Below are 13,377 nucleotides of genomic sequence, written 5' to 3' on the forward strand. Positions count from 1 at the left end.
TGTTGCCTGGGCGACATGCATTGTTAAAGGCCAGCAGTCCATATCCCTTTAATTTGCGGGAAGTTTCCTAGACAATCCTTCGGCCTTGCGCCTGCTCACTTCACTGGCTAGCCTTCGCTCCGTCGCTGCATATCAGCGATCAGGAGTGAGATCCTGTGAACGGAGTGCCAAGTGCCACAACCGCGAGCAACATGCTCTATGGCGGCTGTGTGCGGGCAGACTTAGGTCTGGCCGGGTGCTCCTGACCGGTTATCTCACCCCGCACATAGCTGCCACCTTTTGTTGAGTGAGATCTGCAAAAGAATGGCTCCCAACCTTTTAGGAGTTTCATTCATGACCAAAATCGTCCCAGACCCACCCCGCTTCACCCCCGACCGCGAACTCTTTGAGCGCGCCCTGCGCCACTACCTGCAACCTGCCCCACCGCCGTCCTTCACCGTGCATCACGACCTCAGCTTCGAAGACGCCCTCGCCCAAATCTGCGATTTGCTGCGCTGTGCAGCCGCCACTGCCGCAGGCACGCGCCAAACGCTGACAGGCGATGAACACCACATGGCCGGCGCCACCGAGCACTTGATCAACCAGGCCAAAACCCTTGCCGACCGCGCACTGGAGTGCATGAACGCCGCGTAACCCCTGTGGGAGCGGGCTTGCTCGCGAATGCGGTGTGTCAGTCACACATGTACTGACTGAACCACCGCATTCGCGAGCAAGCCCGCTCCCACATTTGACCTGGGTCACCCGCGAGCACCGAGTTGGTGATTTACAGGTAAACTCCCCTCCTTTTCATCTTCTCCACGGAGTTCGCCTTGCGTCTGTTCCACACCTCCGACTGGCACCTTGGCCAAAACCTGCACGGCCAGGAACGCGACTACGAACACGCGTGTTTTCTCGAGTGGCTGCTGGGCCAACTCAAAGCCGAGCAACCGGATGCGCTGCTGATCGCCGGCGATATCTTCGACACGGTCAACCCGCCGCTCAAGGCCCAGGAGCGCCTGTATGACTTCATCATCAGCGCTCACGAACAAAACCCCAAACTGACCATTGTGATGATCGCCGGCAACCACGATTCCGGCTCGCGGATCGAGCTGCCCGCGCCGTTGATGCGCCGTTTGCGCACCCACGCGCTGGGCCGCGTGCTGTGGCTGGATGACGGCCAATTGGACGCCGAGCGCTTGCTGATCCCGCTGCCCGACGCCAAAGGCAAGATCGCCGCCTGGTGCCTGGCGCTGCCGTTTTTGCGCCCGGCGGAAGTGACCGGTGCGCACTTGGGTGATGATTATTTGCGCGGCATCGGCCAGGTACACGAATGGCTGATCGCGGCCGCCAATGCCAAACGCAAAAAAGGCCAGGCGCTGATTGCCATCAGCCATGCGCACATGGCCGGAGGTTCGGTGTCCGAGGATTCCGAGCGTAGCCTGATTATCGGCAATGCCGAAGCCCTGCCTGCCAGCCTGTTCGACGCCAGTGTGAGCTATGTGGCACTGGGCCATTTGCACAAGCCGCAGCAGGTCAACGGCGAGGAGCGCATCCGCTACAGCGGCTCGCCCATTCCCTTGTCTTTTTCCGAAATCGGCTACAAACACCAGATTCTCGATGTGACGTTCCAAGGCCAACGCCTGGTGGGTGTCGAGCCGCGCCTGATCCCACGCTCGGTCAACCTGCAACGCCTGGACGCCGCGCCACTGGCGGATATCCTCGCGCAGCTGGCCGACCTGCCCGACATCGACCTGCTCGCCGAAACCCAGCGCCACCCCTGGCTGGAAGTGCGTGTGCGCCTCGACGAGCCGCAACCGGACCTGCGCCAGCAAATCGAAACCGCCCTGCAAGGCAAGGCCGTGCGCCTGGTGCGCATCGCCGCCGAATACGCCGGCAAACGCGGCAGCGACGACACCGACGACGAGCGCCTGGTCGAACTGGACCAGCTCACGCCCCAGGAACTGTTCAGCCGCGCCTGGCAGGACAACTACGGCAGTGAGGTGGATGAACAGACCTTGAAGGACTTCGCCGTGCTGCTCCAGGAAGTGCAACAGGAGGGCGAACAGCCATGAAGATCCTCGCCATCCGCCTGAAAAACCTCGCCTCACTGGCCGGCCCGTTTGAAATCGACTTTACCGCCGAGCCCCTGGCCAGTGCCGGGTTGTTTGCAATTACCGGCCCCACCGGCGCGGGTAAAAGTACCCTGCTGGATGCCTTGTGCCTGGCCCTGTTTGGCGCCGTGCCGCGCCTGGGCGATACCGGCCAGGCGAAGATGCCGGATGCCGACAGCGATATCTCCATCGGCGACCCGCGCACCCTGATCCGCCGCGGCACCGGCGGCGGGTATGCCGAGGTGGATTTTGTCGGCGTCAACGGCCGCCGCTACCGCGCGCGCTGGGAAGCCAACCGCGCCCGCGACAAGGCCAGCGGCAAGTTGCAAAACAGCCGCCAAAGCCTGATCGACCTGGACAGCGACCAACTGCTGGCCAGCCAGAAAACCGAATACAAAACCCAGCTGGAACTGGCCCTGGGCTTGAACTTCGAGCAGTTCACCCGTGCCGTATTGCTGGCGCAAAGTGAGTTCAGCGCGTTCCTCAAAGCCAACGACAATGAGCGCAGCGAACTGCTGGAAAAGCTCACCGACACCGCGCTGTACACCCAGCTCGGCCGCCGCGCCTTCGACAAGGCCAAGGATGCCCGGGACGCGCATAAACAGCTGCAAGACCAGGCCACCGGCCTGGTGCCGCTGGCGCCTGAGGCCCGCGCCGAACTCGACCAGCAATTGGCCGAGGCGCAGCTGCACCTCAAGACCCAACAGGCTCAACTCAAGCAGTTGGAATTGCAGCACACCTGGCTCAAGGAGCTGCGTGAGTGGCAGGAGCGCCAGCTCAGTGCCACCGAACAGTTGCAACAAGCCCAACAGGTCTGGGACAGCCAAGCCCCACAACGTCAGGACCTGAGCCGCCTGGAGCAGTTAGCACCACAACGCCATCAGTTCGCGCGCCTGGCTGAACTCGACACCCTGCTGACGCCGCTGGCGGTGCAGATTCAACAGCACCTCGAGCAGCAAACCACGTTGCAAACGCGCCAGGAGCAGGCGCAACAGCAGCAGGCCGCCGCCCAGGTCGCCTTGGCTGACGCCTTGAAACACCAGGCCGACGCCGTGCCATTGCTGCGCCAGGCGTTCGAACAGCAGAGCACCCTCGCCCACCTGAGCAAAGACCTGGCCAAACGCAACGACGACAAGCAGCAACAGGACACCGCCTGCGCCGAAGGGCAATCGTTGCTCAATGGCTTGCTGGAGAAGCAGGCCCAGGTTACCGGGCGCCTGCAACGCCTGGCCGCTGAACTTGAGCGCAGCGCCGCGTTGGCACCGCTCAGCGACGCCTGGGCCGCCTACCGCGACCGCCTGCAGCAACTGATGCAGATCGGCAACCGCCTGAACAAGGGCCAGGCCGAACTGCCGCAGCTTGAACACAAAGCCACCACCGCGGCCGAAAAATTCACCCAGCAACGCGAGGCGTTGGACCTGCTGTACCAGGAAGCCGGTGCCGAACCGCACGCCGTGGCCGAACAAATCCAACTGCTCGCCGGCCTCTTGCAAGACAACCGCAAGCAGCAACGCGCCTTTGAAGACCTCACCCGTTTGTGGGACAGCCAACAGCAGCTGGATCTACACAGCGCCGCGCTGACGCAAAAACTCGCAGACGCGCAGCAACAGCGCGAGCAGCTGAACCAGACCGGCCTGCAAACCAAGGCCGACCTCACCGTGGCCGAACAAACCCTGTCGGTCACCAAGCAACTGCTGGAACGCCAGCGCCTGGCGCGCAGTGCCAGTGTCGAGGAGTTGCGCGAGCAGCTACAGGACGACCAGCCGTGCCCGGTGTGCGGCAGCCATGAGCATCCGTACCATCAGCCCGAAGCCTTGCTGCAAAGCCTTGGCCGCCATGATGAAAATGAAGAAGCCACGGCGCAGAAGGCCGTCGACACCCTCAAGGAAAAACTCACCGAACTGCGTGGCGTAGTGGGCGGCTTGATTGCCCAGCAAAAGGAGTACCTGCTCCAGCAGGAGCAGTTGGCGGCGCAACAGCAGAGCCTGACGCCGAGCCTGCAAGCGCACCCGTTGTCCGCCTCGCTGTTCAACCAGGACGCCGCCAAACGCAGCGCCTGGCTGGGCCAGCAGCTGAGTCAGCTGACGCAGAACATTGCCCAGGATGAGCAACGCCAAAGCGCCCTGCTCAACCTGCAACAAAATGCCGGGCGTTTGCAGCAACAACTGCAAGCGGCCCAGGATGCCAGCCAGCAAGCCCGCCAGTTGCTGGTGGACCAGCAGCGCGAACTGTCCAATGACCGTGAGCGCCTGGACGAAGAACTGCATGCCTTCGCCGGCCTGCTACCGGCCGACACCCTCGAGGGTTTGCGCCGTGAACCGGCAGCGACCTTTATGCAACTGGACCAGCACGTCAGCCAGCGCCTGGAACAGTTGGGCCATCAGCGCGATGAGTTGGCCGAACAGCAAGAGCGCCAGCAGGCCATCGAGAAAGAACAGACCCATCAGCAGCATCGCCAGCAGCAGCTGGAAGCCTTGCAGCAGCAAGTCAGCGAGCTGACCACGCAGCAACAGGCCGCCCAGGCACAGCTCAGCGCATTGCTGGGCGAGCACGCCACTGCCGAACAGTGGCAACAGCAGCTGGATCAGGCCGTGGCGCAATCACGCCGCAGCGACAGCGACGCCAGCCAACAGCTGCAAGACAGCCGCGATGCTCTGATCCAATTGGCCGCCGACCTCAAGGCCTTGCAGGAACGCCAACAGGCGCTGACTGCCGAGCAACACACCCTCGCCGCGCGCCTGGGTGAATGGCGCGCGCTTCATCCAGAACTCGATAACGACGGGCTGACGCGTTTGCTGGCCTTTGATGACAGCCAGGTCAGCGCCTTGCGCCAGCAGTTGCAACACAGCGAAAAAGCCGTGGAGCAAGCCAAGGTGTTGCTGCAAGAGCGCGAACAGCGCCTGGCCGAACACCAGGCCTTGCACAATGGCAACCTGGACGCCGAACAGCTGGACAGCAGTCTCGCCGCGCTGAATCAGCAACTGGCCGAGGGCGACAGCCGCTGCGCCGAATTGCGTGCGCGTCAGTCTGAAGACCAACGTCGCCAGGACGCCAACCATGTCCTGGGCGAGCATATCGCCAAGGCCTATGACGAGTGGCAGCGCTGGGCACGCCTGAATGCGCTGATTGGCTCGGCCACCGGCGACACGTTCCGCAAGATCGCCCAGGCCTACAACCTCGACCTGCTGGTGCACCACGCCAACGTGCAACTGCGCCAACTGGTGCGCCGCTATCGCCTCAAGCGCGGCGGCAGCATGTTGGGGCTGTTGGTGATGGACACGGAGATGGGCGACGAATTGCGCTCGGTGCATTCGCTGTCGGGTGGTGAGACGTTCCTGGTGTCGCTGGCGCTGGCGTTGGGGCTGGCGTCGATGGCGTCGAGCACCTTGAAGATCGAGTCGCTGTTTATCGACGAAGGTTTTGGCAGCCTCGACCCCGAGTCGCTGCAATTGGCAATGGACGCGCTGGACGGTTTGCAGGCCCAGGGCCGCAAGGTGGCGGTGATCTCCCACGTGCAGGAAATGCATGAGCGCATCCCGGTGCAGATCCAGGTCAAGCGCCAGGGCAATGGTTTGAGTACGCTGGAGGTCAAGTGAGCGAGGCGCTGCTCTATTCGTTTCGGCGCTGCCCGTACGCGATGCGGGCGCGCCTGGCCTTGCGTTACTCGGGCGTGCCCGTGCACATCATCGAAGTGAGCCTCAAGGCCAAGCCGGCCGAGATGCTCGCGCTGTCGCCCAAGGGCACGGTGCCGGTGCTTTGCGTGAACGGCCGGGTGATCGAGGAAAGCCTGGAGATCATGCAATGGGCGCTGGCGCAGCACGACCCTGATAACTGGTTGCTACAGGGCGACCCGAGGGTTCAGGCACTGATTGCTGAGAACGACCAGGTGTTCAAACATCATTTGAATCGATACAAGTACGCCGAGCGCTACCCTGAGCAGCCGATGGAACACTATCGGGCCGAGGGCGAGGTGTTTTTGCAGAAGCTGGAAGGTTTGCTGGCGGGAAATGACTACTTGCTGGCCGAGCATTTGAGCCTGGCAGATGCGGCACTGGCGCCATTTGTGCGCCAGTTTGCGCATGTGGATCGCGAGTGGTTTGCTCAGACGCCGTACAAGCGCTTGCAGCATTGGTTGCAGCGCTTTCTGGAATCGCCGCTTTTTGTGGCGGTAATGGCAAAACCCTGAGATCCACACAATCAAATGTGGGCGCTGGCTTGCCTGCGATGCCGACGACTCGGTCCAACTGATACACCGAGTTGATTTCATCGCAGGCAAGCCAGCTCCCACATTTGACCGTCGCTTGGCTCAAGCTCAGTGCTGGGCTTTGTGATCCAGTGCGGCATAGAAGTTGGCGCTTTGTTGCAGGTATTTCTGGGTGTAGGCGGTGGTGTTGGATTTTTTGCCGGAGACTTCCACGCTGGCGGCAGCTGGCAGGGCCACGGTGGCGGAAACGGCGGAAGCGGCGATGATGGAGAAGAGGTTCAAGTTCATGGCGGTAACCCTTGTGTTCGTTTGGTCAGGTGGCCGGGAAGGCCTTGGAACCAAACTTACGCCCGAGGGTTGAACCTTAGAAATGCTTTGAAACAGTAGCCGCTATCAATAGAATTAATACAAAGGGTCAGGCCCCGCACTGCGGGGCCTGTGGCTTATTGACGCACCAGGAACTTGAGGTCGCTGGGCGCATCGATCGACTGTTTCTGCACGGTTTTACCCAGCAGGCCGGTCTTGGGGTCACGCTCGACCACCACGATTTCATTGCTTTTCTGGTTGGCGATCAGCAAAAACTTGCCGCTCGGGTCCAGGCTGAACTCGCGCGGGTGGTCACCTTCAACGGAACGCCGTTGCAGTTCCTTGAGGTGCGCGGTGGCCGGGTCGACGCTGAACACCAGCATCTGGTTGGCCGTGCCGCGGTTGCTCACATACAGGAATTTGCCGTCGTTTGAGGCATGTACCGCTGCTCCGGCCTTGTCGGACACCGGCTGCCCGGCGGCAAAATCGACCAACTGGGTCTGGCTGAGTTTGCCGTCGTTGTAATCGAACACCGCGATCTGGGCGCTCATTTCGGTGGTCAGCCAGGCATGCTTGCCATCGGCGCTGAACAACAGGTGGCGCGGGCCGCTGCCCGGTGGCAATTGCACAAAGGCGGGATCGGCCGGGGTCAAGGGCAGTTCGTGGTTGGCCTTGGGGTCGTAGTGGTAGGCAAACACCTTGTCGGCGCCCAGGTCCTGCACAAACACATACTTGCCGTCCGGCGACGACACCACCGAATGTACGTGGTTGGAGGCCTGACGCTCCGGGTTCACGCGGCTGGCCGGGTGCCCGCTCAGTTGCACCGGCGCCGAGAGCTTGCCATTGGCATCAACCGGCAAAACCGCCAGGCTGCCGCCCGGATCTTCCAGCACCGAATAGTTGGCGACAAACAGGTAACGGCCATCAGCGGCCAGGCTGGAATGGGTCGGTTCGTTGCCCAGGCTTTGGACCTGGTTGATCAGGCTGAGCTGATGATTCTGCGGGTTGATGCTGTAACTGCTGACGCGGCCGACCGGGTCTTTTTGCCCTGGGCCGTTTTCGTTGACCACAAACAGGTGCTTCTGGTCTTTCGATATCGTCAGCCACGACGGGTTGGCCGCCTTGGCCGCCAGCACGGGCTTGCCACTGAACTGGCCGGTGCGGCTGTCAAATTGCAGGCGGTAAATACCTTCGCTGGTGCCGGCGGTGTAGCTGCCCACCAACAGTTCATAGGTGTCGGCCGGCGCGGCTTGCACCGACATCGCACCAACACTGCCCGCCATCAGCAGGGGCCAGAATTTACGCATTATCATCCGCTTCGTCCTCGTCGTTATTGTTGCCGGTGATGCCACTCATGCACACCAGGCGATGCTCGCCCGAGTCACCGGTAAGGGTCCAGCTTTGCAAGGTTGGATCAAACACCGCCGCGTTGACTTGCTCCAGGCTGAAACTCCAGCGCTTTTCGGCGCGACCGTCCATGCAAATGATCAACAGTTTCTGGTCATCCAGGCTGAAATCGAAGGTGTGCAGCCCATCGATTTCGACCATCTGGCAGTCTTTAAAAGCATCGAGCAAGGTAGCGGTGTCGGCAGTCATGGCAGTCAATCATTTGGGGAAAGTGCCCATGATAGCCCACGCCGTAACCTATAGGTTGGACCTGGAATTAATGTGGGAGCGGGCTTGCTCGCGAATGCGGTCGTTCAGTCTATGCATCTGGCGACTGATACACCGCATTCGCGAGCAAGCCCGCTCCCACCGGTTAACCGAGTAAAACCGTTAGACCGTTAGTGTGCAAACAGCGAATTGCCCTTCTGCCCCGCCAGCTTCTCGGGCTTGATCAGGAACCGCGCCAGTGCCGGCAACAGCCACAGCGCACCGAACATGTTCCAGAGCAGCATGAAGGTGAGCATCAGGCCCATGTCGGCCTGGAACTTGATGGCCGAGAAGATCCAGGTACACACACCGATGGCCAGGCACAAACCGGTGAACAGCACGGCCTTACCGGTGGACTTGAGCGTCTGGTAGTAGGCTTCTTGCAACGGCAGGCCGGCGCGCAGGAAGCTTTCCAGACGGCTGTAGATGTAGATGCCGTAGTCCACGCCTATCCCCACGCCCAGCGCCACCACTGGCAAGGTCGCGACCTTGACGCCGATGCCCATGAACGCCATCAGGGCGTTGCCCAGCACCGAGGTCAGCACCAGCGGCAACACGATGCACAGGGTCGCCGCCCAAGAGCGGAAGGTGATCATGCACATGGTCGCCACGCACAGGTACACCAGGATCAGGATGGTCAGCTCCGACTCCTTGATTACCTCGTTGGTGGCGGCCTCGATCCCGGCGTTACCGGCGGCGAGGATAAATTCCAGGCCGTCCCGGTTGTTTTCCTTGGCGAAGTCCTGCACCGCATGCACGGCGCGGTCGAGGGTTTCGGCCTTGTGGTCGTTGAGGAACACCAGCACCGGCGCCAGTGAGCAATTGTTGTTGTACAGGCCGTCGGCGCGGGCAATGGAGTTGTTCAGCACGTCGGGGTTGCGCGACAGGGTTTCCCATTTGAGGTTGCCCTCGTTCATGCCCTTGATCATCTGCTTGGACACGGTCACCAGCGAAATCGCCGACTGCACGCCCTCGGTGTTCTGCATCTTCCACATCAACTGGTCGATGGGCGCCATGGCTTCATAACGCGAACAGCCCTCGGCCTTGGTCTTGACCATCACCACCAGCACATCGGAGCTGGTGGAGTAGTTGCTGATGATGAAGTTGTTGTCTTTGTTGTAGCGCGAATCCGGGCGCAGTTCCGGTGCGCCCTGGTCCAGGTCGCCGATCTTGAGGTTCTGGCTGTACCAGAGGCCGCCGCCGAAGGCGACCAGCGCGAGCAGGATCGAGACGGGCGCAACCTTCGCGCTGGCGAATTTGGACAGCAGGCGCCAGAACGGGTGTTCGCGGTGCGCGTCCTTCTTGCTCCTGGCGATGGCACGCTTGCTGATGCCGACATAGGAGATCGCCACCGGCAGCAGGATCAGGTTGGTGAACACAATCACCGCCACGCCGATGGACGCGCCGATGGCCAGCTCGCGGATCACGCCGATGTCGATGATCAGCAGCGTGATAAAGCCCACGGCGTCGGCGAGGATCGCAATCATGCCGGGCAGGAATAATTGCCGGAAGGTGCGCCGCGCCGCGGTCAGTGCGTTGTCCGCCTCACTCGATTGCAGGGCGATACCGTTGATCTTCTGCACGCCGTGGGAAATACCGATGGCAAAGATCAGGAACGGCACCAGCATCGAATAGGGATCGAGGCCGAAGCCGAAAAAGTGCATCAGCCCCAATTGCCAGATCACCGCCACCAGGGTGGTACTCAACACCGCGACGGTGCTGCGCAGGCAGTTGGTGAACCACAGCAGCAGGATCAAGGTGATGACAAACGCGATGCCGAAGAACATCACCACCATCACCAGGCCGTCGATCAGGTCACCGACCTTCTTGGCAAACCCGACGATGTGGATCTTGACGTTGGGGTTCTGGGCTTCGAATTTGTCGCGGATCTTGTCTTCGAGTTCATGGGAAAACTTGCGGTAATCCAGGGCCAGCAACTTGCCTTGGTCCTGCGGGTCCGGGTAGGACTCCAACAACGGAATATCGACGATGCTCGACTTGAAATCGTTGGCCACCAGACGCCCGACCTGGCCGGACTTGAGCACGTTGTTGCGCAGTTGGTCGAGGCTTTGCGGCGAGCCGTTGTAGCTTTGCGGGATCACTTCACCGCCGGCAAAGCCCTCTTCGGTGACTTCGGTCCAGCGCACGCTGGGGCTCCACAGCGACTTGAGGCCCGAGCGGTCGACGCCGGAGATGTAGAACACCTCGTCGTTGATCTGCCGCAGGGTCTCCATGTATTCCTTCGAGAAGATGTCGCCGTCCTTGGCCTCCACCGAGATACGCACCGTGTTGCCCAGGTTCGCCAGGTCGTTACGGTGCTCCATCATCTTTTCGATGAAGGGGTGCTTGAGCGGGATCATCTTTTCAAAGCTGGTGGACGGGCGGATCAAGGTCGCCTGCCAGAACAGGAAAATACTCACCAGCAGGCAGATAACGATCACTGCCGGGCGGTTGTTGAAGATCAGGCGCTCAAGAAAGGTCGCTTTATCGTTGTGATGACTGCTCATTCTTTCCCCGCCTTCTTATTGTTTTTCGAGTTCAGCGCCGGTCGGCTGGGCAACACGAACGCCGCCCTGCCCCGCCAGAATCAAGTTGCCATTGCCCGCCGCCGTGACCGAGGACAGTGAAATGCGGTCCGGGCGGTTGAACACGCTGAAGGTCTGGCCGTCGTCGTGGCTGACCACCACGCTGCCGCCGTTGCCGACCACCACGATGGCGCCGTCATCGAGCAACGCCGCGCCCGACAAGCCAAATTCCAGGGCACCACGGGCCGCATTCAACTGGACCTGCTCCCATGTGCTGCCAAAATCGCTGGAGCGGTACAGATTGCCGCGCAGGCCATAGGCCAACAGCGTCTGCGGCTGGGCGGTGCCGATCACACCGAACAGCGAGCCTTCATACGGGCCTTCGAGTTTTTCCCAGGTCTGGCCGTCGTCGCGGGAACGAAACATGCTGCCCTGCTCGCCGACGATAAACAGCCCGGCCCCCTTGATGGAGGCGATGGCATTGAGGTGAAACTGGTCTTCGTTGTCGAGGCGATCGCTCACATCGTCCCAGGTTTTGCCGCCGTCGGTGGTTTCGATCAGCGCACCGTAGGCACCCACGGCCAGGCCATGCGCGGCGTCCTTGAACCACACATCGAGCAATGGCGCTTCGCGCTTGAGGTCCTGAAACTGCTGGGCCCAGGTGGCGCCACCGTCGGTGGTGGCGAGGATCTGCGCGTCATGGCCCACCGCCCAACCGTGTTTATCGTCGACGAAATACACCGCCGTGAGCAGTTGCCGGGTCGGCACTTTGGCTTGGGCCCAGGAACGGCCCTGGTCATCGGAATACAGGATGTGCCCGCGATCGCCGACCGCCACCAGGCGCTTGCCGGCATGCACCACATCGATCATCAGGCCCTTGGCGGCCTTGGGGGATTCAATTGCAAATACCGGCTGTGCGCCGCTGGTGTCGCCGGCTGCCAGCGCGGGTGTCGACAACACCCCAAGCAGCGAGAGCGCTGTGGCCAGCATCGCAACCTTGCGTGCGGCGCGCGGGCGGCAAACAGCCCAACCCATGACAGGCTCACTCATAGACCTTTCTCCCCATTTATTATTGTTAGGTGGTCTCGCCTTCCCGGGCTCTGAAACCTGCAATCTAGAGCGCCTGGAGGAAGCAGGGGCCATCCTATCGGGCTTTGGAATCGTCTGACAATCGGCGCTACGTTATCTTTTGTTAACTGAGGGTGTTTGGCGTTGGCCTGAATATGTCTGCATTACGCAGACTGATGCCCGTTTGATGCGCGTTCCCACGCTCCGCGTGGGAATGCGGCCTGTGACGCTCCGCGTCACGACTTCAAGAGCGAACGCAGAGCGTCCTTGGCTGCGTTCCCACGCGGAGCGTGGGAACGAGCGAGCTTAATGAATTTTTATTCTATCTATTGAATTTAGCGAATTTTTATTCCATTAATAACCTTCCTGACAACAATAATCCAAAGGACCACGGCGATGCGTGAACTCGGAATCGGCTTGATCGGCACAGGCTTCATGGGCCGCGCCCATGCGTTGGCGTTCAACAATGCCCGCGCAGTATTCGAACTGCCGGTACACCTCAAGCTGGCAGCGCTGGCCGATGCCGACACCGAACGCGCCAAGCGTTGCGCCACGGCCTGGGGCTTTGCCCAGGCCCACGGTGACTGGCAGGCGCTGGTCAATGACCCTAATGTCGATGTAGTGGCCATCACCACGCCCAATCACTTGCACTACCCCATGGCCATGGCGGCCATTGCGGCGGGCAAAGCGGTGTATTGCGAAAAACCCTTGGCGGTCAGCCTAGAGCAGGCCGACGCCATGCGCCGCGCCGCACATGCGGCCGGCGTAGTCACGCGTGTCGGTTACAACTACCAGCACAACCCGATGATTGGCCTGGCCAGGCAGATGATTATCGACGGCGAACTGGGCGAGATCATCAGCTTCCAGGGCGAATTCAGCGAAGACTTCATGGCCGACCCGGCCTCGCCCTGGTCGTGGCGCTGTGAAGTGGAACATGCCGGCGGCGCACTGGCGGATCTGGGCAGCCACTTGCTGTCGATGGCGCGTTATCTGGTGGGCGATGTGGTGAGCGTGTGTGCCGACACCCACACCGTGCATGCGCAACGCCCGGCCGTCAAAGGCGGCAGCGACCTGAAATCGATCGCGGTGGACGACCAGGTGCATGCCCTGCTGCGCTTTGCCAACGGCGCCCGTGGCACCGTGAGCAGCAGTTGGCTCAAGCAGGGCTACAAAAATCACTTGAGTTTTGAAATCAGCGGCACTCAAGGCACCTTGGCATTCGATCAGGAACGTTTGAATGAACTGCGCGTATGCCGCGCCGGTCAGGACGGTTTCCAGCGTGTGCTCGCCGGTCCCGCCCTGCCCGGCTATGCCGCATTCAGCCCTGCCGCCGGGCATCAGTTGGGATACAACGAGTTGAAGACCCTGGAAGTTCAGGAGCTGGTCATGGCGCTGGCGGGGCAAGGCGCTGCGGGTACTGACTTTGAAGCCGCGTGGGCGGTCGAGCGGCTGGCCACGGCGATTCGTCTGGCCGCCCGCGAGGAGCGCTGGGTCAACGTAGGTGAGGTCTGATCAAGGGGAGCGGCGCGCT

General features: G+C 61.4%; 10 protein-coding genes. 5 read left to right on the plus strand and 5 right to left on the minus strand.

Annotated features, from left to right (window positions below; translation table 11 throughout):
- Positions 1–333: 333 nt before the first annotated feature.
- The 4 genes from BFP92_RS23005 (at position 334) to BFP92_RS23020 (ending at position 6,276) form a co-directional block, all read left to right on the plus strand.
- Positions 334–633 carry a DUF6124 family protein gene (locus tag BFP92_RS23005; RefSeq protein ID WP_083221788.1) on the plus strand — a complete coding sequence of 100 codons (300 nt, stop codon included), beginning with the start codon at positions 334–336 and terminating at the stop codon, positions 631–633.
- 176 nt (positions 634–809) lie between these two features.
- On the plus strand, positions 810–2,051 hold the full coding sequence (locus tag BFP92_RS23010) for an exonuclease SbcCD subunit D C-terminal domain-containing protein (RefSeq protein WP_065931247.1): 1,242 nt from the start codon (positions 810–812) through the stop codon (positions 2,049–2,051).
- Positions 2,048–5,686: an AAA family ATPase gene (locus tag BFP92_RS23015; protein WP_065931248.1), complete on the plus strand. Its 3,639-nt coding sequence runs from the start codon at positions 2,048–2,050 to the stop codon at positions 5,684–5,686. Before BFP92_RS23010 ends, BFP92_RS23015 begins: the two co-directional genes overlap by 4 nt.
- Positions 5,683–6,276 carry a glutathione S-transferase gene (locus BFP92_RS23020; RefSeq protein WP_065931249.1) on the plus strand — a complete coding sequence of 198 codons (594 nt, stop codon included), beginning with the start codon at positions 5,683–5,685 and terminating at the stop codon, positions 6,274–6,276. The genes BFP92_RS23015 and BFP92_RS23020 overlap by 4 nt, the downstream gene beginning before the upstream one ends.
- 126 nt (positions 6,277–6,402) lie before the next feature.
- Here the strand turns inward: BFP92_RS23020 and BFP92_RS23025 are convergent, their stop codons facing one another.
- The 5 genes from BFP92_RS23025 to BFP92_RS23045 form a co-directional block, all read right to left on the minus strand.
- A complete protein-coding gene (locus BFP92_RS23025; RefSeq protein ID WP_065931250.1) occupies positions 6,403–6,582 on the minus strand; it encodes a hypothetical protein in 180 nt (59 codons plus the stop codon).
- 155 nt (positions 6,583–6,737) lie between these two features.
- Complete coding sequence (locus BFP92_RS23030; protein ID WP_065931251.1) at positions 6,738–7,913, minus strand: lactonase family protein; 1,176 nt, start codon at positions 7,911–7,913, stop codon at positions 6,738–6,740.
- Positions 7,900–8,196 (minus strand): DUF5629 family protein, encoded by a 297-nt coding sequence (locus BFP92_RS23035; protein WP_065931252.1) that lies wholly within the window; start codon positions 8,194–8,196, stop codon positions 7,900–7,902. Before BFP92_RS23035 ends, BFP92_RS23030 begins: the two co-directional genes overlap by 14 nt.
- Positions 8,197–8,384: 188 nt before the next feature.
- Positions 8,385–10,760: an efflux RND transporter permease subunit gene (locus BFP92_RS23040; protein ID WP_065931253.1), complete on the minus strand. Its 2,376-nt coding sequence runs from the start codon at positions 10,758–10,760 to the stop codon at positions 8,385–8,387.
- A gap of 15 nt (positions 10,761–10,775) precedes the next feature.
- Positions 10,776–11,813, minus strand: coding sequence for a WD40/YVTN/BNR-like repeat-containing protein (locus BFP92_RS23045; protein WP_170875859.1), 1,038 nt, complete (start codon positions 11,811–11,813; stop codon positions 10,776–10,778).
- 429 nt (positions 11,814–12,242) lie between these two features.
- Here BFP92_RS23045 and BFP92_RS23050 point away from each other — a divergent pair, with 429 nt between their 5' ends.
- Positions 12,243–13,358, plus strand: a complete 1,116-nt coding sequence (locus tag BFP92_RS23050; RefSeq protein ID WP_065931255.1) for a Gfo/Idh/MocA family protein — start codon at positions 12,243–12,245, stop codon at positions 13,356–13,358.
- Positions 13,359–13,377 lie beyond the last annotated feature (19 nt).

It is taken from the genome of Pseudomonas sp. 58 R 3 (genome assembly GCF_900006605.1).
Lineage (GTDB): Bacteria > Pseudomonadota > Gammaproteobacteria > Pseudomonadales > Pseudomonadaceae > Aquipseudomonas > Aquipseudomonas salomonii.

What these genes read in the sequence shown, in the direction of transcription:
- BFP92_RS23005 (WP_083221788.1), top strand. Translation starts at nt 334, where the DNA reads ATGACCAAAATCGTCCCAGACCCACCCCGCTTCACCCCCGACCGCGAA.
- BFP92_RS23050 (WP_065931255.1), top strand. Translation starts at nt 12,243, where the DNA reads ATGCGTGAACTCGGAATCGGCTTGATCGGCACAGGCTTCATGGGCCGC.
- BFP92_RS23015 (WP_065931248.1), top strand. Translation starts at nt 2,048, where the DNA reads ATGAAGATCCTCGCCATCCGCCTGAAAAACCTCGCCTCACTGGCCGGC.
- BFP92_RS23030 (WP_065931251.1), bottom strand. Translation starts at nt 7,913, where the DNA reads ATGATAATGCGTAAATTCTGGCCCCTGCTGATGGCGGGCAGTGTTGGT.
- BFP92_RS23035 (WP_065931252.1), bottom strand. Translation starts at nt 8,196, where the DNA reads ATGACTGCCGACACCGCTACCTTGCTCGATGCTTTTAAAGACTGCCAG.
- BFP92_RS23025 (WP_065931250.1), bottom strand. Translation starts at nt 6,582, where the DNA reads ATGAACTTGAACCTCTTCTCCATCATCGCCGCTTCCGCCGTTTCCGCC.
- BFP92_RS23040 (WP_065931253.1), bottom strand. Translation starts at nt 10,760, where the DNA reads ATGAGCAGTCATCACAACGATAAAGCGACCTTTCTTGAGCGCCTGATC.
- BFP92_RS23045 (WP_170875859.1), bottom strand. Translation starts at nt 11,813, where the DNA reads ATGGGTTGGGCTGTTTGCCGCCCGCGCGCCGCACGCAAGGTTGCGATG.